Below are 23,203 nucleotides of genomic sequence, written 5' to 3' on the forward strand. Positions count from 1 at the left end.
AGTACTCAGGAGTCTTTGAATATTGGTCTAAAAACAAGTACACCAAAGGATGGTATTGTAAGACAAAGTTTAAATGGTCTTCCATGGAGAGGTTCCTTAATCACCGAATATATTTTATTTGAATCATCCGAGTCATACCCGCCATATTTTTCATAGTTACTGTTCATAACAAGCTCATACTCCAAGTCAAAAGGTACGCCAATGCAATAATTATAATTGACCGCAGGTGTAAAATTGCAAACAAAAATCAGCATGTCGTGGTAATCCTTGCCCTTTCTTATAAAGGAAACCACACTATGGTCATTATCATTGCAGTCTATCCATTCAAAGCCGTCATAGCTTAAATCCACTTCATATAAAGCTTTGCTTTCCCTGTACAAAGTATTTAAATCCCTAACATAGGTTTGCATCTTTTTATGCATTTCATAGTCCAGAAGATGCCAATCCAAGCCTTTTTTGTCGTTCCACTCAATGAATTGTCCGTACTCGCCTCCCATAAACAGAAGCTTTTTACCCGGATGCCCATAGGTGTAACCATAAGTGGCTCGAAGCCCTGCAAACTTCTGCCAGTAATCTCCCGGCTGTTTGCTTAACATTGAGCATTTGCCATGTACAACTTCGTCGTGAGAAAGAACGAGAATATAGTTTTCACTAAAAGCGTACATAAGAGAAAATGTAATAAGATTGTGATGGTATTTTCTGTAAATAGGGTCCATTTTTATATATTTCAGAAAATCGTTCATCCAGCCCATATTCCATTTGAAGGTAAACCCAAGACCGCCCATATAAGGTGGTTTTGTAATCATAGGCCATGAAGAGGACTCCTCAGCCACCATGATTACACCTTTAAAATAATTGAAGACCGTTGTATTAAGCTGCTTTAAAAAATCAGCAGCCTCAAGGTTTAAGTTTCCACCGTATTTGTTTGGAATCCACTGACCTGGCTTTTTCGCATAGTCCAGATAAATCATAGATGCAACAGCATCTACCCTCAAACCATCTATATGATACTTTTCAAACCAGAATACAGCGTTTGATATAAGAAAATTCCGCACCTCATTGCGTCCATGATTAAAAACAAGAGTACCCCATTCAGGATGTTCACCCTGACGTGGGTCTGAATGTTCGTATAAGGCTGATCCATCAAATCGTGCCAATCCATGTGCATCTTTAGGAAAATGAGCAGGAACCCAGTCTAACAAGACACCGATATCATTCTGATGGCACATGTCAACAAAATACATAAAATCTTCAGGTTTTCCATACCGGCTTGTGACAGCATAATAGCCAGTGACCTGATATCCCCAGGAACCATCATAGGGATGCTCGGCAACAGGTAATAATTCAATGTGAGTATATCCCATATATTTTATATACGGAATTAGTCTATCAGCAATAATTCTGTAATTTATATATATGTCTCCATTTTCATCAGGTTCTGCGGCAGTTGACCAAGTTCCCAGATGAAGTTCATATATTGACAGAGGGTTATTGAATACATCTTTTTCTTCCCTTGAGCTTATCCATTGGTCATCACACCAAGTGTAATTATCTATGTCCATGACAATTGAGGCTGTGTTAGGCCTCTTTTCAGCGTAAAAAGCGTAAGGATCGGCTTTTAAAATCAGATTATTATCAATGGTCTTAATCTCAAATTTATATAAATCTCCGCTTGATACAAGAGGTATAAATAATTCCCAAACGCCTGACGAACCCAGTTCACGCATTTGGTGTCTGCGCCCATCCCATTGGTTGAAATCTCCCACCACACTTACACGCTTAGCACAAGGGGCCCAAACTGCAAAAAGGGTTCCTTTTACATTATTATGGGTCATGACATGTGCACCCAGCTTTTCGTAAATCCTGTGGTGATTGCCTTGATTAAAAAGATGTGTGTCATATTCTGATATAACAGGCCAGAAACTGTAAGGGTCATGTGTTGAGAAACTGTTTCCTGTGCTGTCTGTTATTTTGAGCTTATATTCAAAAATATCACTTCTGTCTGGAAATATTATTTCATAAATTCCCTCATTACAAAGTTTTTTCATTGGAAATGAGTTGCCCGCGGAAATATCCAGAAGCTCAACCATTTTAGCAGTAGGTTGATATACTCTGACAACGGTTTGAAGATTCTTACCTTCCGCACCCACCAGGTGCATTCCCAGGTAAGAATGAGGATCTTTACATTCACCATTTATAATACTTGTAGCTGCTTCAACCAAATTTTTTCTCATGTAACACCTCTGAATTAAAACGTTGGGGCAAATTCATACTACCAATATTATAACATAATAAGGAAATCAATAATGCCGGTAAGTTTATGATAAGTGTCACTTACATAAGTACTAACCTTTAATTGGCCATTTATCTCGCGGAACATGCTTGTATACATCTTCCAGCTTATGAAATCCTGAATTTATAACAGTATCAATAAGTGAATCCTTTGTGACTGCCACAGGTTCTACTACCTCATAAGGGATATCATATTCACCGTCATTAATAACTTTATTACAGGCGTAATAGTCATTTTTTAAAAGGCCCATAGCAACGTCAATAGCCTTTGCTGCTAATTGGTCTATAGGCTTGTAAACAGTCAATAGCTGAGTTCCTTCGGCTACTCTTTGACAGCCGGATATATCTGCATCATGCCCGGCAACAGGAACCTTCCCTTCCAAGTGCTTTTTGGAAAGGGCTTCTATTGCTGAGCCGGCAAGGCCGTCATTAGCCGCAATAACTGCATCAATCTTTTTACCTGCGCGAAGAGCCTTGTCCACACACCTATAGGCATCTTCTGGATTCCAGTCATTTGCCCAGACTTCATCAACTATTTTTATAGAGCCTTCATAAATATATTTACCCAATATATTTTTATAGCCTTTGTTATACATAAAGCTATTATTATCGGTTCTAGCTCCATTTATTATTATGTAATTTCCTTTGGGAACTTTTGATACCATCAGTGATGCCATATATTCTCCAACTTTTATATTATCAAAAGAGACATAAAAATCAGTATTTGCATTTCTAATGAGTCTGTCATAACAAATTACCCTTATTCCTTTATTTCTGGCTAATTGGACAGCTTGTTGAGATCTTTCGTAGTCTTGGGCGACAATTATAAGAATGTCTATACCTTTTGACAGTAAATTTTCAACCTGGGAAATCTGAGTATCTATGTTGTTGTTTGCACTACGAAAAAGAATTTCAGCTCCTTCAGCTTTAGCTTTTGCCTTTAGGGCATCCACATCTCTTTGCCAACGCTCTTCGTGGAGAGTAGCCATAGAAAGTCCAATGATTAATTTGTCAGAGTTTTTCGCTTGGTTTTTGTAAGAACAACCGGATGAAAAAACTATAATAATCAGACTTGTAAGTGAAAGGAGTATTATTAGTTGCTTAATCCTCATCTAAACTAAACACCGCCTTTGTTAAAGTATGAAAGTTACTCTATATTAAGTAGGAAGCCGTCAAAGTATTTATCTATATTTTTTTCCGATTAAAAAGCGTTAATTATTGGTCTAGATTATAAATACTATTTAAGACTATCAAAAAAAACCAAAAAAGACAATATTTATTTGTGAAAATTAACTAAAAATTTCCTTATCCCAATTATTTTATGAGAATGATAATTGTTATCATAGCACTAGAGATATAAATTTCCATAATTCAGTCAATAACAAAGTTAGCAATTATTAAATTAAAAGAGAAGAAAAAATAAGACTTGCCTATTCCTACAAACTGTGATAAAATACAAAATTGTATGTTACAAATAAATTAAGATAACATCCTTGCTCTGTACTCATGAAACAGGGCCGCTAAAGTCCGAGGGGAGGTGACCAATAATGTTGAAGAAGTATGAAACTATCTTTATTATCAATTCAGAAGTTGGCGAGGAAGCTACAAAGGCTCTCGTAGAAAAGTTCAAAACTTTACTCGAAACTTCAGCTCAGCTAGAAAGCATCGACGAATGGGGAAAGAGAAAGTTGGCGTACGAAATCGATGACAAGACTGAAGGTTATTATGTACTTGCAAACTTTTCATCAAGCCCAGAATTTCCTGCTGAATTAGAAAGAATCTACAAAATCACTGAAGGAATTCTCAAGTATATCATAATAAAGAAGGATTAGTAGGTGGGAATATGAACAAAGTTGTATTAATGGGTAGACTTACAAAAGATCCAGACCTAAGATACACCAGTGGAAACAATACGGCAGTTGCGAGTTTCACACTTGCAGTAAACAGACGTTTTGCCAGAGAAGGACAGCAACAGGCTGATTTCATTAATATTGTTGCATGGGACAAGAGTGCAGAGTTTTGTGGAAAGTATTTCACAAAAGGAATGCAGGTTGTTGTTGTTGGTAGGATTCAGACCAGAACATGGGACGATAATGAGGGAAAACGACATTACGTTACAGAAGTTGTCGCTGAGGAAACTTACTTTGCTGACAGCAAACGTAGCGGTGAGACTGGTAACGGTGGTTCCACACAGAAAACTTATTCTGAAACACCTGCCGCATCCGGTGATGGATTCTATCCTATGGATGAGGATGACGAACTACCTTTTTAGTATGGAATTTTAATACAGAAATTTAACGGGATTTTTATAAATCAAAATAAGTACCACTAAGGGTACTTGAAAGGAGGAGTTAGACATGTCAGGAGCAAAGAAAGATAATAAAAGAAACGATAGAGATTCTTATGACAAGGGTGAAGGTAAAGGCGGCATGAGAATGAGAAGAGTAAAGAAAAAAGTTTGCTCATTCTGTGTTGATAAAGCTACAGAAATAGATTACAAGGATGTTGCTAAAATCAGAAAGTATGTTTCTGAAAGAGGTAAGATTCTTCCTAGAAGAATATCAGGAAACTGTGCTAAGCACCAACGTCAGTTAACAGTTGCGGTTAAGAGAGCAAGACATATTGCTTTACTTCCATATACTGCTGAATAAAGATAAATAGATAATAAAAGAGAGAAAAATATAATTTAATCCCAAAAAGCACTGTGGACATTTGCCTGCAGTGCTTTTAACCTAATAAGGAAAATTTAAATAAGCTTATTATTACTTTGATTTTATATCTAGTCGGTAACCTAATCTACGAAAAGTACTTATAAGTACTTTGGAATTTAAAGATTTCAATTTTTTTCTTATAAAAGATATGTAAACTTCTACGTTGTTTTCATGTGCATCAGAGTCGAACCCCCATATTTTTTCTATTATTTGGTCTTTTGAAGTAATCATATATTTTCTAATAATTAAAAATTCTAATATTTTACACTCCTGACAGGTTAATTTGATTTTTGATTTTTCTGTTGATACTGTTAAGCTGTTGGTATCAAGGGTGATGTCACCATAGCATAAATTGCTGCTTAAAAGTATTGAGTTTTTACGCCTGCCTAAAGCTCTGATTCTCGCTAATAATTCTTCCGTAGAAAATGGCTTGACTAGGTAATCATCTGCACCGCTGTCAAGTCCAGTTACTTTATATGGTATGTCACCTAGAGCAGAAAGAAAAAGAATAGGTAATGTTAGGCCGCTTTTCCTTATATCCTTTAGCAGAGCAATTCCGTCTGATATATGAGTCAAAGTATCTAATACGATAATATCGTATGCACCTGTCAGAGCAAGATGAAAAGCAACTCCGGTGCTGGCGGCAAGGTCGACTGTGTATTTGTTATCCTTAAATATGTGTAGCAGAGAATCATCGGAAGGAATTCTGTCTTCAATAAGAAGAATATTCATAACAAAATCCTCATTTCTAATGATTTAATATATATAATGTTATAAATTGATAAAAATGTCAATAAATACTCAAAAGTAATGGAGTTTTTAAGGTTGATTTAAGTTTAAAATTGTAGAATAAACCTATATATGGTATACAAAAAGTACAGAAAGGGAGGGTTTTATGAAAAATAAGTGGTTTTTGGGATTGCTTATGGCAAGTACTGTTGCTTTAAGTAGTAGTCTAGCAAATGCAGCTGTTGTAACCGGAGATATAAATTCTGATGGAGGGATAGATGCGTTAGATATTGTTGCAATGAAGAGCAGTCTTTTAGGTATTTCTACGATTGGCGATACTAAAGTTGCTGATTTAAATGGCGACGGCGCAGTGGATGCTATTGATTTTGCATTACTAAAAAGTTATCTGTTGGGAAACATAACTAAATTTCCCGTTGATAATGTTACTCCAGAAGAACCAGTTGATCCTGAAGATGCATGGAAACAGAACGTTGGGAAAATCAGCTTAGGTAATACAATAACCTGCACAGGAAAGGGTGTATCTGTAAATGGTACAACTGTTAATATTACTGCCGGAGGTGACTTTGAGGTAGTAGGTACTTTAGCAAATGGTATGATTTATGTTAGTACTACGGAAAGGGTTAAATTGCGACTTAATGGATGTAGTATAACCAATTCAAGCGGACCTGCCATATTTTTTCAAAACGTTGACAAGGGATTTATTACTATTGAAAAAGGCACCACTAACTACTTAACTGATGCAAAAAGTTACTCTGCGGCTAACTCCGAAGCTAAAGCAGTTATATCCAGCAACGATGATTTGGAAATAAAGGGTGCCGGAACTTTATATATTACTGGTAATTACAAGCACGGTATTGCTGGAGATGACGATATTAAAATAGAAAATGGAAATATTATTATTAAATCTGCTCCTAAGGATGGAATACATTGCAACGATACAATAAAAATTACCGGAGGAACGCTGAATATCACTGCTGCTTCAGATTGTATTGATACCGATGGTGATATAATTATTGAGGATGGTACCCTTACGCTAAGTGCAGGTGACGATGGAATACATTCTGAATTAGCAATGACACTGAACGGTGGCACAATTACAGTAACTAAATCATATGAAGGTATTGAAGGTAAGGATGTTGTTACTGTTAATAATGGTACTATTAATATTACAGCAAATGAAGATGGTTTATGTGCAGGGAAAAAGCTAATTATTAATGGAGGAGACATTGGTATATTGGCAGGAACAGACGCGTATGACTCAAATGGAACTATAACTATGACTGGCGGTAATGCTATTATTTATGGCGGTAGAAATCCTGATGGCTGTGCCGATTGTGATACTAACAATTTTACTATCACTGGAGGCACTCTTGCAGCAGTGGGAGGATGTACTTCTTCTCCTACAGCCAACACTTCTACACAGTGTTCAGCTGTACTATCCGGTCCAACATCTGTTAATGCGGTAGTAAGTATAAAGAATTCATCCGGAACAGAAATATTCAACTTTACAGCTAAGAAAACAGGTTCAACATTACTGTTTACTTCTCCGGCTTTGTTAAAAGGACAAACTTACACAATGTACATAAATGGAAATTCCACGAGAACATTTACAACCAATAGTATGGTAACAGTTGCTGGCGGCTCAATCTTTGGCGGAGGCTGGTTCCCTTGGTAATTACACAACATAATTACTTGGAAAAGGCGGCAAGGTTATAAAGTTAAGCGAACCATCCGGGTATGTAAATATCCGGATAGTTCGCTATTTAACTTATAAGGCCTATCCTCCGTAAGCTTCAACCATACATAAGAAATCATATATTGGCTTTAGCTGCAGAAAACCCTGCTTTAATACTTCTGGTAATTCTTTTGAAAATGCAAGTTGAAAGTTATTCTGCACACTTTCAAAGTAAATATTTTTTCTGTCCAGCCATAGTTTTAGATTTTCAGGTTGATCTTGGAATTTGCTTCTTTTATACATATCGCCACCGATAACAAACTGATTTTGGGACTCATAGCAAGCAAGTGCATTCAGAAACAGAGGATGTCTGTTAATTATCATTTCTCGCATGTTAGCCATTGACTTAGTTTCGGCACCGTAGAATCCCACTCCATAGCTTGAGCCCTTTTGGTTTAACTCAAACCAAAAACAAGGTGAGGTTGACATGGCGCTCTTATCCCTGAGAAAAACAATCCAAACATTATCTCTATAAAGTGTTTTATCTTTGGTAAATCGTGTGTCTCTGCGGATTCTGGAAATCAATTTATAGGGTATAGTTATAATTTGGTTATCTATTTCTATTATAGCAGGGATTAACTCTTTAATTAATTCCATAAACGGATTATACACATATTTTTTATAGTCGGGCTTATGACTATCGTACCATTCCTTACTGTTGTTCATTCTATTCTCAAATAAAAACCTGAGGGCTTCACCGGTAAATCCACTAAAACTCATTATAATGTCAACTCCTGTTAAATATTATCTTTTTTTATTCTGACAGATAGTAGGAGTAAAATCAACGGAAGCTTATAGAAAAATTTATTATCAATATGGTTGTAAATTTGCTAACAAAATTATCTTACTTAATAGTATAATATATAAAAAAGGTGGAATCAGAAAACATATATGGTAATATTATGGCAGGTTGATTGGAGGGTATATATGGATAACCAACGAGATCAGAATAATTGGAGGTACCTTAAAACTGCAGATAATGAGTTTGAGTTTAATATAATTAAAGGAAAGCTTAAGGAAAGTGGAATAGTATGTGTTGGGAAAGGTAAGGATTTGGGCCTCATTGACAGTACTTTGCTAAATGTTATACTAGGGCCTTGCAATCCAATAGATATAAAAGTACCAGAGGATAGATACCAAGAGGCACTTGATATAATTAATACCCAAGTCAGTGATGAGGAATTGGAAAAGCAGGCACTGGATTTAGGGGAAACTGATAATAGTGAAAACGAAAATGACTAATAGCCAAGGTTCTACCCTTTTTTTATTATTCGGTTGGAAATATGGGTAATAAATGTTATTATATATTATTGTCAGAAAAAGAATTTATATATAAAACGGGTAGGTAATATTAATGGTTAAGAGTATTGGTTATCTTGGGCCATGCGGAACATTTTCACATGAAGCGGCCGGAATATATGCAGAAGGACAGTCATGCACGCTAAAGGAGTTTGTGTCTATTCAGGATGTTCTTTATGCAGTTAAAGACAATGTTATAAGTGAAGCAATAGTTCCTATTGAGAACTCCCTTGAAGGTGCTGTTAACGTTACCCTTGATGTGTTGGCCAAAGAAGAAGGTTTGTATATTAAAGGAGAACTTGTACTTCCCGTTAGCTTAAACCTGGTAGTAAAGAAGGGGACTTCACCTAATGATATTACCACAATAATGTCACATCCTCAGCCATTGGGACAGGCAAGAGAATTTTTGAACAAATTTTATCCTAAGGTTCTTCAGGTTGAAGAAAATAGTACTGCCCAAGCAGCTAAAAGAGTTTCTGAAGGTGACGGTACCTATGCGGCAATTACAAGTCGTACAGCTGCTAAAATAAATGGCCTTGAAGTATTGGCAGCAAATATACAGGATGTTGCAAATAACCATACTAGGTTTGTAATAGTATCAAAGGAATACTCCAAAATGACGGGTTGTGATAAGACTTCCATTGTATTTTCAACGGATAACAAACCCGGAAGTTTGTACAGAGTATTGGATATATTCAGCCTGTGGGATATCAATATGACAAGAATTGAGTCGAGGCCATCTAAAAATGCACTTGGACAATATATTTTTTTCGTAGATATTGACGGACATATAGAGAACCAAGATGTTTACGACGCTTTGACAATGATAAAAAGAAAAACTTCTTTTTACAAGTTTATTGGTTCTTATCCCATGATTAAGGGAAAAATATAGAATATACACCGAAAATAACGGGAAATGAAAGGCCATAACCCCATAATAGTGGTATAATTTACATTACAAAAAATGGTAGACTATATGTGGGGGGAAGCTATGGCTCACTTTGACAATCAAATTGATATAACAAGAAATGTTAAGATTATTGAATGGCTAAAAAGCGAACTGCTTACTGATGTAGCAAATTTGTTTAAAGCGCTGGTAAACGGTTTTAGGGACGAGGTTTCGGAAACACTTGCAGACACGCTTGCAAATATTATTTTAATTTGTTATCTTCTTGGAAAGCGGTTTGGCATTAATTATAAAACAATAGAAATGAAAATAGATAGTAAGATTAGGCTCGGCCTTGTGGAAAATCATGATGTTGAGAAGTATTATGGGGATTTGTCAGATTTGTCAAAACACCTTAATGTATCAAGAACCGGAAGGCATGGGACTTAATTCAGGAGAATTCAGATGGATAGCAGAAAACTATCACGGATATTTATTCCAAAGGCAGGTTTTTACCTTTGGGTAATTTTCTTTCTCATAATTGTAATAACGATTATAAACCCTTTGGTTTCCATACCGGGGTATGTTTTGTTTGTGTTTCTGGTGATTTATAACTATAAGTCTACCCATATCAGAAACCGGGAAATAACCAAGTACATAGAGACACTCACCTTTAATATAGATTGTGCTACAAAGGATACCTTGTTAAACTTTCCTATGCCTTTGGTACTTGCAGAATTAGATGGAACAACCGTATGGTATAATTCCTCTTTTAAAGGAATATTCCAAAATGATACTTTACAGGATGAAACAGTAGAGAAACTTGTTTCTGATTTGAAACCTCAAATGCTGGAAGGGGACAGCATAAACATTTCTTCTGAAATAACTATAAATAATAGACATTATTCAGTTCTGGGCAATTTGGTAAAGCTTGACGACAGTAATAGCGAGGAAAGCGTTATTGTTATGCTTTATCTGGTTGATAATACTGAATTAATAGAGGAAAAAAAGAAGTTTGAGGACAATAAAAATACTGTAGGACTTATCGTAATTGATAATTATGATGACCTGATGCAAGGTATGGAAGATGCAGTAAGACAGCAATTACTGGCGGAAATAGATAAAAAGGTTACTGGTTGGATAAGTCATACTGGAGGAGTTCTAAAGAAATTTGAAAGGGACAAATATCTGTGCATATTTGCATTCAAGTATCTGTATGAACTGGAAGAAAAACGATTTGAAATACTGGAAACAGTTAAGGAAATAAATCTCGGAAACAAGATTCCTGTTACACTCAGTATAGGCTTGGGTATAAATGCGCCCACAATTGTGGAAAATCTGCAAAATGCATATGCGTGTATTGATATAGCTCTAGGCAGAGGCGGAGACCATGTTGTAATAAAAGATGGCGACAATTTCCGTTTCTTTGGTGGTCGTACAAGAGAGCTTGAGAAGAGGACAAGGGTTAAAGCCAGGGTTATTGCATATGCTCTGAGAGGTTTGATAGATCAGGCACCCTCTGTACTTATTATGGGCCATGAGAATGCAGACATAGACTGTCTTGGTGCAGCACTTGGCATTTATCGTATTGTAAAAAACAGGGATAAAAGAGTGAATATTGTACTTAATCATTCTAATGCTAATATAGATGCAATACTAAACAAGATGGCAAAGGAACCCGAGTATACCAATGTTTTCGTGGGTACAAATGAGGCATTGGACCTTATAACTAAGAAAACACTGCTTATAGTAGTTGATACACATAAACCGGGATTTACTGAAGCTCCGGAACTGTTGAAAATGACAGAACAGGTAGTAATTATAGACCATCACAGGAGAGGGGCCGACTTTATTCAGGATGCAGTACTCTCCTATCAGGAGACCTACGCATCTTCAACTTGTGAGTTGGTAACAGAGCTTCTGCAATACGTAGAAGATAGGATAAGGCTTACAAATATCGAAACTGAAGCTTTATATGCAGGAATAGTTGTGGATACAAAGAACTTTATATTTAAAACAGGGGTAAGAACCTTTGAGGCGGCATCGTACCTGAGAAGACAGGGTGCTGATACTGTGTCAGTTAAGCAGTTATTCCAGAATGACTTGAAAACTTACATTGCTATTTCAAATATAGTAAAAGATGCAGAAGTAGTGTATGATAATATTGCAATATCCATTTGTCCAAATAATATCAAAGGTGCACAACTTATAGCAGCGCAGGCTGCGGATCAACTGTTGAGTCTTTCGGGACTTGTAGCGGCATTTGTTTTGAGTTACCATAATGGAGAGGTTGTAATCAGCGGAAGGTCCCTTGGGGATATAAATGTGCAGATGATTTTGGAGAAGCTTGGTGGAGGCGGACATCTGACAGTAGCAGGTGCCCAGATTGAAGACGTATCCATACAGGATGCAAAGAAAATGCTTAAAGATGCTATTTACGAATATATCGACAGCCTTGCAAAGGAATAAATTAAAAACCGCAAACAGGAGGGTTAATTTATGAAGGTTATATTAAAACAGGACGTTAAAGGTTTGGGGAAAAAGGAACAGATGGTTGAGGCCAGTGACGGATACGCAAGAAATTTTCTTCTTCCAAGAGGACTTGCAGTTGAGGCTACTTCATCGAATATAAACATAATGAAAACAAAAAAAGAGGCAGAAGCTCAGAAGAAAGAGCGTGAGATTGCACAGGCCAAGGAACTTGCAAAGAAGATAAAGGATATAACAGTTACATTAAAAGTAAAAGCAGGAGAGAACGGAAAGCTTTTTGGCTCTATAACAAGTAAGGATGTTGCGGAAGCATTAAAATCTCAGCAAAAGATTGATATAGACAAAAAGAAACTGGTTATGCCAGATTCACTTAAATCTGTAGGAACTTTTGAAGTTGAAGTTAAGCTGTACCCGGAAATCAACTCAAAGTTTACAGTAAAGATAGAAAGTTTATAAGATTTATATGGAATAACAACTAAAAACAAGGTGGAATATATAATGGATATAGGAACTCTTGGACGAATTCCTCCTCAAAGCCTGGAAGCGGAACAATCGGTACTTGGCTCTATGCTCATAGACAAGGAAGTTGTTCCTGTTGTTATGGAGATATTGAAATCGGAGGATTTCTACAGGCCGGATCATAAAGAAATATATGACGTAATCATTGAACTATTTGACAGAGCCCAGCCCATCGACTTGATTACTGTATCCGAACGACTGAAACTTCACGGAAAGCTTGACCTTGTGGGCGGACTTGAATATTTGACTAATATTGCAACTGAAGTGCCTACAACGGCAAATGTAAAACATTATGCAAAAATAGTTGAAGAGAAGGCGCTTTTGAGGAAGTTAATAAAGGCTTCTTCAGATATAGTTGATTTAGGATATAATGCTTCGGAAGAAGTATCATTTATACTGGACAAGGCAGAGCAGAATATATTTGATATACTCCAGAAGCGGAGTTCACAAGGGTTTGTGCCCATAAAGGATGTTCTGGTAGATACATTCAATAAATTAGAGGAATTATATAATAATAGTGGAAATGTAACCGGAATACCTACAGGATTTATTGATTTGGATTTTAAAACATCGGGGTTGCATAATTCGGACCTTATTTTAATAGCTGCTCGTCCTGCAATGGGTAAAACTGCTTTCGCGTTAAATCTTGCACAAAATGCAGCTGTACACAGTAATGTACCTGTTGCAATCTTTAGTCTGGAAATGTCCAGAGAGCAGCTTGTAAACAGAATGCTTTGCAGTGAAGCTATGGTTGACAGTAATAGAATGAAAACGGGAAAACTTGAGGACAACGACTGGCAAAAGGTTGCCAAGGCATTAGGACCGCTGTCTGAGGCACCTATATTTATAGATGATACACCTGGTGTATCTATTACCGAAATAAGGGCGAAATGCAGAAGGCTGAAGCTTGAACATAATCTTGGACTTGTAATAATAGATTACCTGCAGTTAATGCAGGGAAGTAGGTCGAAAAGTGAAAACAGACAGCAGGAAATCTCGGAAATATCCCGTTCTCTAAAGATTCTTGCAAAGGAAATAAATGTACCGGTAATTACATTGTCACAGCTTAGCCGTGCCCCGGAAACAAGAACTGATCACAGACCTATACTCAGCGACTTGAGAGAATCGGGAGCAATAGAGCAGGATGCTGACATTGTAATGTTTCTTTACAGAGATGATTATTATAATCCTGAAACAGAGAAGAAGAACATAGCAGAGGTAATACTTGCAAAACACAGAAATGGATCTACGGGAATAGTAGAGCTTGTGTGGCTAGGACAGTACACGAAATTTGCCAATCTGGAAAAGTTCAGGCAATAAAAACAAGTAAAGGAAATTGTCATGCTCAAACAATTGGTTTTAGAAACCATTAAAAATAAGGGGCTCATTAATTATGGAGAAGGCGTAATTGTGGGCATATCCGGAGGATATGACTCAGTATGCCTGCTCCATGTCTTGTATTCTATCTCCAAGGAATTGGGAATAAAAATATATCCTGTACACATAAACCATATGTTAAGGGGGGAAGAAGCTCTCAGGGATGAGAATTTTGTAAGAAGCTTTTGCTCCTCTTTAGGCCTTGAAGTTTACGTAAAACATATAGATGTTGCCAAAAAAGCCAAGAGTGAAAAAACGTCTCTGGAGGAAGCCGGCAGAAATGCCAGATACGAAACATTTAGCATTGTTGCGGAAGAACAAGGTGCCTCAAAAATTGCTGTTGCCCATTCCAGAAATGATCAGGCTGAAACCATTTTAATGAGAATTTGCAGAGGTACAGGTTTGGAAGGGCTTAGAGGAATGGAGTATAAAAGAGATAACATAATACGCCCTCTGTTGGATGTGGACAGGTATCAGATAGAAGAGTATGTAAAGGGAATGGGGATAGAAGCGGTTACAGACAGCTCAAATCTTCATACGGATTATTTCAGAAACAGAATAAGGCTTAATGTAATTCCGGCAATTAATGAGGCATCTGGGGCGGATGTTACAGAAAATTTACTAAGATTATCTAAAATAGTTGTAGCAGAGGATGATTATTTAAGATATAATTCTGAATTATACTATCAAAAATCAGTTCTTTCGGAAAAGAGAATGTATACAGAACTTGATTTGAAGATATTAATGGAAGTTCATCAAGCTGTCAGATTACGCATGTTAAGGATAGCAGTAGGGAAAACCTGTGGAACCCTTAACGGGTTTGAATACATTCATATGGATAAGCTCAACAACCTTATTGAAAACGGAAGAACAGGTGCTCAGATTGATTTACCTCATTCGATGACAGCGGTTAGGACTTATAACTCTTTGATTTTAAAAGAACAGGGGAAAGTAATCCGAAAGCAGTTTGAAGAAATTCTTCAAATTCCGGGAGAAACTGAAATACAAAATGAAGGTATAGTTGTTAAAACTGAAATTATAAAAATAGAATCAATTAAAAACTTTGGGGAATTTATAAATTGTAATGAAAAAGTTCATACTAAATTTATTGATTTGGATAAATTGATTTCATCTGGGAAAAGTATTCTTCTTAGAAACAGAAGAGACGGAGATATTTTTAAGCCATTAAAGTCAAATGGTACTAAGAAGTTAAAGGAGTACTTTATAGATAATAAGGTTCCCAGAGAGATTAGAGATATTATTCCGCTTATAGCATTGGGAAAAGAAATAGTTTGGATAGTAGGAAACAAAATAAGTGATAATTATAAAGTAACTGACAATACTAAAAACGTATTGAAGATTTCTTGTATTTTAGAGAAAAAATAAAAAAGATTTGCTTATATTAAGGGGGATTAGCGTTAAATGGATGTAGTAGAGAGAGTATTGGTTTCAAAGGAACAGTTGGAGAAACAGGTTGAAGAACTTGGGGCTAGAATTTCAAAAGACTATGCGGGACAGGAGTTAGTTATTATTGGTGTTCTGAAAGGAGGATTTATTTTTCTTGCAGACTTAGCCAGAAAGATAACCATTCCTGTTGACTTGGACTTTATGTCTGTATCAAGTTATGGTAACTCATCAAAATCATCAGGAGTTGTTAAAATAATAAAGGACGTTGATGCTAATATTACCGGAAAACATGTATTGATAGTTGAGGATATTATAGACACAGGTCTAACCCTCAACCATTTGGTAGAACTCCTCAAAACAAGGGGACCGCTCAGTGTTAAGATATGTGCGGCACTTGATAAACCATCAAGAAGAAAGGTTGACCTCAAAGTTGACTATAAAGGAATTGAGATACCTGATGAGTTTGTAATCGGTTACGGACTTGACTATGCGGGCAAATACAGAAATATACCTGAAGTGTGCGTGCTAAAAAGAGAAGTGTACACAAAAGAATAAAATTTATTACTGATTATGGTGTTTATTGTGTTTTATATGTGTATATGCTAATATAATATATACTGTACAAATTGGAATAATCAGCTAATAAAGTAATAGAGTTGTTTCTGCAATATATCCAGGAATGACAGCCGCATTTTTCGGGTGTTTGGGTAAAAATTTAAATAATAACTCAGTGTGCAAAATGGAGTAAAAGGCCTTTGAGTTATATTTGATACCTGGGTCTAATTAAGGAGGGAGATATTTGAAATATTTTAAGGGTATCAGTTTTTATATAATTATTTTTATACTTATTTTGGTTGTAATAACATTCTTTACACAAGGTGATAATCCGCCTAAAATGAGTTATTCTCAATTATTAACGGAAATAAAGGCCGGAAATGTAAAGAGTATAGGTTTACAAACAGATACAGCTACAATTGAATTGAAAAAGCCAAAGGAAAATAACAGGACCAAATTTGTAGTTATTGTCCCTCCGGATGTAACATCTGCATCTGATAGGTTTACAGCTGCTTTGGATAGTAACCTTATTGAAGATTTTCATGTAACACAGCCGCCTCAACCACCATGGTGGGTTTCAATGCTTCCTACTGTTGGTCTTGTAATAATATTAATTCTTATATGGTTCTTTTTTATCCAGCAGTCTCAAGGCGGAGGCGGGGGCAACAGGGTTATGTCCTTTGGGAAAAGCCGTGCAAAAATGACTGTGGACGATAAAAAGAAGGTCACATTTGAGAATGTAGCAGGTGCAGATGAAGAAAAAGAAGAACTAGCAGAAATTGTTGAGTTTTTGAAAGCACCAAAGAAGTTTGTTGAGTTGGGCGCCAGAATACCAAAGGGTGTACTCCTTGTAGGACCTCCCGGAACTGGTAAAACACTCTTGGCAAAAGCGGTATCAGGTGAAGCTGGAGTACCGTTCTTCAGTATCAGTGGTTCTGACTTTGTTGAAATGTTTGTGGGTGTCGGTGCGTCCCGTGTTCGTGATCTATTTGAACAGGCAAAAAAGAATTCACCATGTATTGTATTCATAGATGAAATAGACGCCGTAGGACGTCACAGAGGTGCCGGATTAGGCGGTGGCCATGATGAAAGAGAACAGACTCTTAACCAGTTGATGGTTGAAATGGATGGCTTTGGTATAAATGAGGGAGTTATTATACTGGCTGCAACAAACAGGCCTGATATATTAGACCCTGCTCTGCTAAGACCAGGTCGTTTTGACAGACGTGTTGTTGTTGGTTTGCCAGATATAAAGGGTAGAGAGCAGATATTAAAAGTTCATTCAAGAGGAAAGCCGTTGGCAGATGATGTAAAACTGGATGATCTTGCGAGAATAACTCCAGGATTTACTGGAGCAGACATTGAAAACCTTTTGAACGAAGCTGCTCTGCTTACTGCCAGAGCCAATAAGAAAAAAATAGGAAATGAAGAGATAAAAGAAGCTGCATTTAAAGTAATGATGGGACCTGAAAAGAAGAGCCGTGTTATGAGTGAACATGATAAGAAGGTTACAGCATACCACGAAGCAGGTCACGCAATAGCAATAAGACTTGTATCCTCAAGCCAGAAGGTAGACAGAGTATCAATTATACCTGCAGGAATGGCAGGGGGATATACTGCAAGCAGACCTCAGGAGGACAAGAGCTATCATACTAAGTCCCAGCTGATGGAAGAAATAATTATTGCGCTTGGCGGAAGAGCGGCTGAGGACATCATAATGGATGAAGTCAGCACCGGAGCATCAAGTGACCTTAAAAAGGTTAATCAGATTGCAAGAAACATGGTTACAAAGTATGGTATGAGTGAAAAACTTGGCAATATGATTTTCGGAAATGAGAATGATGAAGTCTTCATAGGAAGAGATCTTGCTCAGGCCAGAAACTACAGTGATGAGGTTGCAGCAATAATTGATAATGAAGTAAAAAGTATTATTGACAGCGCCTATGAAAAAACTGTGTCCTTGTTAAAAGAAAATATCGGAAGACTTAATAAGCTTGCAGAAGTACTTCTTGAAAAGGAAAAAGTAGAAGGTGCAGAGTTTGAAGAAATTTTTGAAAGTGCAGCATTGGAAAGTTCTTCAGAAACACCTCAGTTGGAAGGTTAAACTTTAATAGATTTTAAATTTTTAGGGGTTTGCTTTTACAATGGGCAAGCCCCTTAATTATACATATCTTTAAATGGAGGATATAATTTACATGGATTTAAAAGTTGGAATAATAGGAAGTGCAGATATACTTGTTTCAGAGGAAAATACTGCAAAAACTATGGGCAGTGGAAGTCTTGATGTCTTTGCAACACCAGCCATGATTGCATTGATGGAAAAGGCCGCTTCCATAGCAGTACAGAATTATATTGATGAAGACAGCTCAACAGTGGGAACCATGATAAATGTGAAGCACATGGCAGCGACACCTATTGGATTAAACGTAACTGCTCGGGCAGAGCTTGTTGAAGTAGACGGGAAAAGACTGGTATTTAATGTTGAGGCTTTTGATGAAAAGGGTAAAATAGGAGAGGGACAGCATGAGAGATTTATTATAAATGCTCAAAGATTTATATCAAAAGCAAAAAGTAAATTAAATGAATAATAGTCATTAACTTCTATTGACTAGCAGACCAATTTATGGTTAAATGAATTTAAAAGTAAATATTTAATCCTTATCAAGAGAGGTGGAGGGAATGGGCCCGATGAAACCCGGCAACCAGCATAATTTTGCATGGTGCCAATTCCTTCAGGTTTTACCTGGAAGATGAGGGGTGTTATTGATATAAAACATGACAAACCTCGGAAGAGGTTTTTTTATTTTATAAAAAAATCTCTAACTAATAATTTTTATTTAAATAGGGGAGGTAGTTTTGTATGACAAAAAGGCTTTTTACTTCTGAATCAGTAACAGAAGGACATCCTGACAAAATCTGTGATCAGATATCTGATGCAGTATTGGATGCAATTTATGAAAAGGATCCTCAAGCGAGAGTTGCATGTGAAACAACAGTTACAACTGGTATGGTAATGGTAATGGGAGAAATAACAACTAACTGTTATGTTGATATTCCTAAAGTAGTAAGAAATACTATAAGAGAAATAGGTTATGATAGGGCAAAGTATGGTTTTGATTGTGATACATGTGCGGTGATAACTTCTATAGATGAACAATCATCAGACATTGCTATGGGTGTTGATAAGGCACTTGAAGCAAAAGTAGGTGAAATGAGTGAAGAACAGATTCAGGCCATAGGAGCAGGAGACCAGGGAATGATGTTTGGCTTTGCATGTGATGAAACACCTGAGTTGATGCCTATGCCTATAATGTTGGCTCATAAGCTTACTTTAAAGTTAAGTGAAGTAAGAAAGAACGGATTAGTAAAATATTTAAGACCTGATGGTAAATCACAGGTTACTATTGAGTATGATGGGGACAAGCCTGTTAGAGTTGATACTGTAGTTATATCCACTCAGCATGGAGCAGACGTAGACCATGATACTATAGAAAAGGATATAATGGAGCATGTAATCATTCCTGTAATTCCTAAAGAGTTGCTGGATGAGAAAACAAAGTACTTCATTAATCCTACAGGAAGATTTGTAGTAGGAGGACCTCAAGGAGATTCCGGACTTACAGGAAGAAAAATCATAGTTGATACTTATGGTGGATACGCTAGACACGGAGGCGGTGCTTTCTCAGGGAAAGACCCTACAAAGGTTGACCGTTCTGCTGCTTATGCTGCAAGATATGTTGCTAAAAACATCGTAGCAGCTGGAATTGCTCGCAAATGTGAGGTTCAACTGGCATATGCAATTGGTGTTGCAAAGCCTGTATCAATACTTGTAGATACATTTGGAACAGCTGTTATTCCTGAGGAGAAGATTTCAGAGTTAGTAAATAAGCACTTTGATTTAAGACCGGCTGCTATCATAAGCAAACTGGATTTAAGAAGGCCGATTTACAGAAAAACAGCAGCATACGGTCATTTTGGACGAGAAGATGCAGATTTTTCTTGGGAGAAGACGGATGTAGCTGATATATTAAGAAAAGAAGCAGGATTATAAGATTTATATTTTAAATAACATAAGAAGGGGTACAATTTTACTGCTGTAATGCAAGCAGCTTTGAATTATACCTCTTTTTAAATTGCCTTATTGTAACAAAACATACCTGTAATTCATAAAATAAGGTACGAGGAATATTACAGGAGAAGTTTATGACGGATATCGGCTACATAATTTTAATACTATTTTCTATTTATGGTATTTTCAGCCTGTTTAATAGTCTATTTAGATTATTGGAAAACAAAAAGTATTATGTTGAAAAAGCAAACCTTGTTCTCTTGGTCAATGATCAGGAAGAAAATATCGAAAGAATAATCCGTGAAGCTATGATGAGCAGATTTGTAAGAAATATAGCCATAAACGGAAGTTTCATTGTTATAGATATGAAATCAAAAGACCAAACATATAAAATTCTAAAAAGACTTGAAAAACAGTATCCATTGATTGAGGTATGCAGTTTTGATGAGAGAGAAAGCATTTTCTATAAATAAATACATACACCCACTCAAAGTATCCTTCTTGTAGCAGTATATAAAATAAGATAAGATATATATTACAAATGAAATTAATATGGACAAGCACTTATTTTACAGTTTGGAGGTTACCGTGGCAACAGGACAATTTCAACAGCAAAGATGGTCGTTTGACAGTTACCCTGTGGGGACAAAGTTAAGTATTATTGGCCGCTTTGACTATAAAATATATGAAAATGCGGATAATGGATACAAAATTTATACTTTTGATATAGAAAGAATTGTTGATGAGGATGGGTTTGAGCATGAAACCCAAGATCTTATAAGTGTAACAGGATATTATGAGGTGAATGACCATTGTGCAGTTCTGCCCTGTAAAATTGTTGGTACTGTAGGAGTTTACAAAGGTGAAAAACAGCTTAAAGCTGATACTGTAGAATTTATTGAACCTGCTACAAATGAAGGAATAATAACCTTTCTATCATGTGGAATTATTAAAGGTGTGGGAGAAAAAACAGCACGAAATATAGTAATTGGTTATAAAACTTCCTCAGGTTTTGTAGAAGGTTTTGGTAGCAACACATTGGAGGTTATAAAGAATGAACCGCTGTCTCTGGTGAAAATCAAAGGCATTTCTGCTGATAAAGCGAGGCTTATCCACGATTCATATATGGAAAATATGGAATATCAGAATGTAATGATTTTCTTTCAAAAATTCGGAGTGTCGTCAGCCAAGGCAATGAAGATTTACAATACTTTTAAAGGAACATCCATAGCTATTGCCGAGCAGAACCCATACATGTTTACAAATATAAAAGGATTTGGTTTTAAAACCTGTGATGAGATAGCAAAAAAACTTGGAATAGATTCTCATTCCATATTCAGAATGGAAGCCGCCCTAAAGAGCGTGTTGGAAACAGCTGAAACCGAAGGACACTGTTACTTGTACAGACAACAGCTTTTACAGGCAACTTCAAAAGCTTTAAGCGATAATGTTGATAAAATCAGTGAGGATGAACTGGATGAAGCATATAAGAGAATGATAAAATCAGGACTCCTTGTGAATGTAACATATACAGAAGAGGATGCCAGGTATGAAGCGGTTTATACCAGGGAAATGCACAAGATGGAATATGAGACTGCACTTGCTATTAAAAATATAGTCAGGTGTCAGCCGGACATTAGTGTTGCAAATGTGGACAGGCTGATAGAAGAGTTTGAAGAACTTAAAGGTTTTGAACTGGAAGAAATGCAAAAGGAGTCTGTCAGAGCTGTTTTTGAAACCAATATGCTAATACTCACCGGTTCTGCCGGAAGCGGAAAAACTACTACTGTAGAATGTATGATATATGTGCTGCAAAGAGTTTTTGAAAACCGTGAGGAAATGAGTTTTATGTTGGCGGCGCCTACGGGAAAGGCAGCTAAAAGGCTTACAGAAATAACAGGTTTTGAAGCAATGACCATACACCGACTTCTTCAATTTTCATATGAGAATAAAGGCTTTTTTTATAGACAGGGCAATGAACTTCCTTATGATTTAATAGTAATTGACGAAAGCAGCATGCTTAGCATAGATTTGGCTCATGCATTGTTTACTGCAATTTCACCTGGGACAACCGTAGTCATGATTGGTGATACTCAACAGCTTCCTTCTGTAGGTGCGGGAAACGTTCTTGATGATATGATAAAAAGTGGAGTTATACCTACAGTAAAGTTGAATGTCATAAAGCGTCAGGCAGACGGCTCCGGTATTATTTCAAATGCCAACAGGATTATAAATGGCGAAATGCCTGAAATAATCAATCAAAACAAGGACTTCTTTGTAATTGAAGAAGATGACAAATACAGAGTTATAAAGAAAACTCAGGAAGCATTAAATAGGCTTATGACAGCCTATAATTATTCAATAGATGATATTCAAATTATTTGCCCCCAAAAATCTTCTGAAATCGGTACTTATGAATTAAATAAAGCTATACAGGAGATGGTTAATCCTCCGGCAGCAAACAAACAGGAAATTAAAAGGGGAAATAGTGTTTTCAGAGAAGGAGACAAGGTTATTCATTTAAGCAATAATTACGAGACCCCTCATTATCAGAGAGACCCTGAAACGGGAAGATATTTTGCTGAAGAAAATTGTGGAATTTTTAACGGTGATATTGGAAGAATTATTGAAATATCAAATATTAAGGAATTTGAATCTGAAAATGAGGACTCAGAGACATCCGAAAAGAAAGTTGCAGTTCAGTATGATGACTTTATAATAATATATCATATTAGTGACCTTGAGGAGATAGATCTTGCATATTGCCTGACAGTTCATAAAATGCAGGGTTCCCAGTGTGAAGCAGCAATTATACTCTGTCATATGAGAAACTATGTTATGTTGAACAGAAATCTTGGATATACAGCTGTTACGAGAGCTAAAAAGATGGCATGTATTATAGGCCAAAAAAAGGCAATAAAATTAATGGTTTCAAATGTTAAAATAAATGAAAGAAATTCAATGCTTTGCGACCTTTTAAAGTTATGATGGTTTGTAGTGTATAATGAACTGGTTTGTTGCACAAAAATGAAAAATGATGTAATATTAAAATATACTGTAATTCTCAATTAACGATAAGGGGAGGAAAGTAATATAGCATTTATTGAATACAT

At 36.4% G+C, this 23,203-nt stretch carries 21 protein-coding genes and 1 riboswitch; of the genes, 17 read left to right on the top strand and 4 right to left on the bottom strand.

What is annotated here, in order from left to right; translation table 11 throughout:
• Positions 1-5 precede the first annotated feature (5 nt).
• Both glgB and K412_RS0108735 read right to left on the bottom strand, forming a co-directional pair.
• Entirely contained in the window at positions 6-2,234 is a 2,229-nt protein-coding gene (gene glgB / locus K412_RS0108730; protein ID WP_024832748.1) for a 1,4-alpha-glucan branching protein GlgB, read from the bottom strand.
• 111 nt (positions 2,235-2,345) lie between these two features.
• On the bottom strand, positions 2,346-3,404 hold the full coding sequence (locus K412_RS0108735; protein ID WP_024832749.1) for a sugar ABC transporter substrate-binding protein: 1,059 nt from the start codon (positions 3,402-3,404) through the stop codon (positions 2,346-2,348).
• Positions 3,405-3,839: 435 nt separating this feature from the next.
• Between K412_RS0108735 and rpsF the strand changes: the two genes are divergently transcribed.
• From rpsF to rpsR, 3 genes are all read left to right on the top strand, one after another.
• The gene (gene rpsF, locus K412_RS0108740) at positions 3,840-4,124 is read left to right on the top strand and encodes a 30S ribosomal protein S6 (protein WP_024832750.1); all 285 of its coding nucleotides are present in this window, start codon (positions 3,840-3,842) and stop codon (positions 4,122-4,124) included.
• Between the two features lie 11 nt (positions 4,125-4,135).
• Positions 4,136-4,564 (top strand): single-stranded DNA-binding protein, encoded by a 429-nt coding sequence (locus K412_RS0108745; RefSeq protein WP_024832751.1) that lies wholly within the window; start codon positions 4,136-4,138, stop codon positions 4,562-4,564.
• Positions 4,565-4,649: 85 nt separating this feature from the next.
• The gene (gene rpsR / locus K412_RS0108750) at positions 4,650-4,943 is read left to right on the top strand and encodes a 30S ribosomal protein S18 (RefSeq protein WP_024832752.1); all 294 of its coding nucleotides are present in this window, start codon (positions 4,650-4,652) and stop codon (positions 4,941-4,943) included.
• 111 nt (positions 4,944-5,054) lie between these two features.
• Here rpsR and K412_RS0108755 read toward each other — a convergent pair whose 3' ends face one another.
• The gene (locus K412_RS0108755; RefSeq protein WP_024832753.1) at positions 5,055-5,735 is read right to left on the bottom strand and encodes a response regulator transcription factor; all 681 of its coding nucleotides are present in this window, start codon (positions 5,733-5,735) and stop codon (positions 5,055-5,057) included.
• A 163-nt stretch (positions 5,736-5,898) separates the two neighbouring features.
• Between K412_RS0108755 and K412_RS0108760 the strand changes: the two genes are divergently transcribed.
• A complete protein-coding gene (locus tag K412_RS0108760; protein WP_024832754.1) occupies positions 5,899-7,428 on the top strand; it encodes a carbohydrate-binding domain-containing protein in 1,530 nt (509 codons plus the stop codon).
• 102 nt (positions 7,429-7,530) lie between these two features.
• Here the strand turns inward: K412_RS0108760 and K412_RS0108765 are convergent, their stop codons facing one another.
• Positions 7,531-8,208, bottom strand: a complete 678-nt coding sequence (locus tag K412_RS0108765) for a DUF2461 domain-containing protein (protein WP_024832755.1) — start codon at positions 8,206-8,208, stop codon at positions 7,531-7,533.
• 207 nt (positions 8,209-8,415) lie between these two features.
• Here K412_RS0108765 and K412_RS0108770 point away from each other — a divergent pair, with 207 nt between their 5' ends.
• From K412_RS0108770 to recD2, 13 genes are all read left to right on the top strand, one after another.
• Positions 8,416-8,730: a putative signal transducing protein gene (locus tag K412_RS0108770; RefSeq protein WP_024832756.1), complete on the top strand. Its 315-nt coding sequence runs from the start codon at positions 8,416-8,418 to the stop codon at positions 8,728-8,730.
• A 112-nt stretch (positions 8,731-8,842) separates the two neighbouring features.
• On the top strand, positions 8,843-9,679 hold the full coding sequence (gene pheA / locus K412_RS0108775) for a prephenate dehydratase (RefSeq protein WP_024832757.1): 837 nt from the start codon (positions 8,843-8,845) through the stop codon (positions 9,677-9,679).
• Positions 9,680-9,778: 99 nt separating this feature from the next.
• Positions 9,779-10,123, top strand: coding sequence for a MazG-like family protein (locus K412_RS0108780; protein ID WP_024832758.1), 345 nt, complete (start codon positions 9,779-9,781; stop codon positions 10,121-10,123).
• Between the two features lie 15 nt (positions 10,124-10,138).
• Positions 10,139-12,142 (top strand): DHH family phosphoesterase, encoded by a 2,004-nt coding sequence (locus K412_RS0108785; RefSeq protein ID WP_024832759.1) that lies wholly within the window; start codon positions 10,139-10,141, stop codon positions 12,140-12,142.
• Positions 12,143-12,172: 30 nt separating this feature from the next.
• Positions 12,173-12,619, top strand: a complete 447-nt coding sequence (rplI, locus tag K412_RS0108790; protein WP_024832760.1) for a 50S ribosomal protein L9 — start codon at positions 12,173-12,175, stop codon at positions 12,617-12,619.
• 42 nt (positions 12,620-12,661) lie between these two features.
• The gene (dnaB, locus tag K412_RS0108795) at positions 12,662-14,002 is read left to right on the top strand and encodes a replicative DNA helicase (RefSeq protein ID WP_024832761.1); all 1,341 of its coding nucleotides are present in this window, start codon (positions 12,662-12,664) and stop codon (positions 14,000-14,002) included.
• 21 nt (positions 14,003-14,023) lie between these two features.
• Positions 14,024-15,445, top strand: coding sequence for a tRNA lysidine(34) synthetase TilS (gene tilS / locus K412_RS0108800; RefSeq protein WP_024832762.1), 1,422 nt, complete (start codon positions 14,024-14,026; stop codon positions 15,443-15,445).
• 36 nt (positions 15,446-15,481) lie between these two features.
• On the top strand, positions 15,482-16,021 hold the full coding sequence (hpt, locus tag K412_RS0108805; RefSeq protein WP_024832763.1) for a hypoxanthine phosphoribosyltransferase: 540 nt from the start codon (positions 15,482-15,484) through the stop codon (positions 16,019-16,021).
• Positions 16,022-16,265: 244 nt separating this feature from the next.
• On the top strand, positions 16,266-18,125 hold the full coding sequence (ftsH, locus tag K412_RS0108810) for an ATP-dependent zinc metalloprotease FtsH (protein ID WP_024832764.1): 1,860 nt from the start codon (positions 16,266-16,268) through the stop codon (positions 18,123-18,125).
• Between the two features lie 91 nt (positions 18,126-18,216).
• Positions 18,217-18,609, top strand: a complete 393-nt coding sequence (locus K412_RS0108815) for a thioesterase family protein (protein WP_024832765.1) — start codon at positions 18,217-18,219, stop codon at positions 18,607-18,609.
• Between the two features lie 67 nt (positions 18,610-18,676).
• A riboswitch (SAM riboswitch) is annotated at positions 18,677-18,778 on the top strand.
• Positions 18,779-18,881: 103 nt separating this feature from the next.
• On the top strand, positions 18,882-20,072 hold the full coding sequence (gene metK, locus K412_RS0108820; RefSeq protein WP_024832766.1) for a methionine adenosyltransferase: 1,191 nt from the start codon (positions 18,882-18,884) through the stop codon (positions 20,070-20,072).
• A 152-nt stretch (positions 20,073-20,224) separates the two neighbouring features.
• Positions 20,225-20,563, top strand: a complete 339-nt coding sequence (locus K412_RS0108825; RefSeq protein WP_024832767.1) for a hypothetical protein — start codon at positions 20,225-20,227, stop codon at positions 20,561-20,563.
• A gap of 115 nt (positions 20,564-20,678) precedes the next feature.
• Positions 20,679-23,078 carry an SF1B family DNA helicase RecD2 gene (recD2, locus tag K412_RS0108830; protein WP_024832768.1) on the top strand — a complete coding sequence of 800 codons (2,400 nt, stop codon included), beginning with the start codon at positions 20,679-20,681 and terminating at the stop codon, positions 23,076-23,078.
• Positions 23,079-23,203 lie beyond the last annotated feature (125 nt).

This window comes from Ruminiclostridium josui JCM 17888 (assembly GCF_000526495.1).
Classification (GTDB): domain Bacteria; phylum Bacillota; class Clostridia; order Acetivibrionales; family DSM-1351; genus Ruminiclostridium; species Ruminiclostridium josui.

Excerpts from the sequence above, each read along its gene's own strand:
- rplI (WP_024832760.1), top strand. The coding sequence starts at position 12,173 with ATGAAGGTTATATTAAAACAGGACGTTAAAGGTTTGGGGAAAAAGGAA.
- K412_RS0108755 (WP_024832753.1), bottom strand. The coding sequence starts at position 5,735 with ATGAATATTCTTCTTATTGAAGACAGAATTCCTTCCGATGATTCTCTG.
- glgB (WP_024832748.1), bottom strand. The coding sequence starts at position 2,234 with ATGAGAAAAAATTTGGTTGAAGCAGCTACAAGTATTATAAATGGTGAA.
- rpsF (WP_024832750.1), top strand. The coding sequence starts at position 3,840 with ATGTTGAAGAAGTATGAAACTATCTTTATTATCAATTCAGAAGTTGGC.
- K412_RS0108815 (WP_024832765.1), top strand. The coding sequence starts at position 18,217 with ATGGATTTAAAAGTTGGAATAATAGGAAGTGCAGATATACTTGTTTCA.
- tilS (WP_024832762.1), top strand. The coding sequence starts at position 14,024 with ATGCTCAAACAATTGGTTTTAGAAACCATTAAAAATAAGGGGCTCATT.
- hpt (WP_024832763.1), top strand. The coding sequence starts at position 15,482 with ATGGATGTAGTAGAGAGAGTATTGGTTTCAAAGGAACAGTTGGAGAAA.
- K412_RS0108780 (WP_024832758.1), top strand. The coding sequence starts at position 9,779 with ATGGCTCACTTTGACAATCAAATTGATATAACAAGAAATGTTAAGATT.
- K412_RS0108765 (WP_024832755.1), bottom strand. The coding sequence starts at position 8,208 with ATGAGTTTTAGTGGATTTACCGGTGAAGCCCTCAGGTTTTTATTTGAG.
- K412_RS0108760 (WP_024832754.1), top strand. The coding sequence starts at position 5,899 with ATGAAAAATAAGTGGTTTTTGGGATTGCTTATGGCAAGTACTGTTGCT.
- K412_RS0108735 (WP_024832749.1), bottom strand. The coding sequence starts at position 3,404 with ATGAGGATTAAGCAACTAATAATACTCCTTTCACTTACAAGTCTGATT.
- rpsR (WP_024832752.1), top strand. The coding sequence starts at position 4,650 with ATGTCAGGAGCAAAGAAAGATAATAAAAGAAACGATAGAGATTCTTAT.
- dnaB (WP_024832761.1), top strand. The coding sequence starts at position 12,662 with ATGGATATAGGAACTCTTGGACGAATTCCTCCTCAAAGCCTGGAAGCG.
- pheA (WP_024832757.1), top strand. The coding sequence starts at position 8,843 with ATGGTTAAGAGTATTGGTTATCTTGGGCCATGCGGAACATTTTCACAT.
- K412_RS0108770 (WP_024832756.1), top strand. The coding sequence starts at position 8,416 with ATGGATAACCAACGAGATCAGAATAATTGGAGGTACCTTAAAACTGCA.
- K412_RS0108785 (WP_024832759.1), top strand. The coding sequence starts at position 10,139 with ATGGATAGCAGAAAACTATCACGGATATTTATTCCAAAGGCAGGTTTT.
- K412_RS0108745 (WP_024832751.1), top strand. The coding sequence starts at position 4,136 with ATGAACAAAGTTGTATTAATGGGTAGACTTACAAAAGATCCAGACCTA.
- K412_RS0108825 (WP_024832767.1), top strand. The coding sequence starts at position 20,225 with ATGACGGATATCGGCTACATAATTTTAATACTATTTTCTATTTATGGT.
- metK (WP_024832766.1), top strand. The coding sequence starts at position 18,882 with ATGACAAAAAGGCTTTTTACTTCTGAATCAGTAACAGAAGGACATCCT.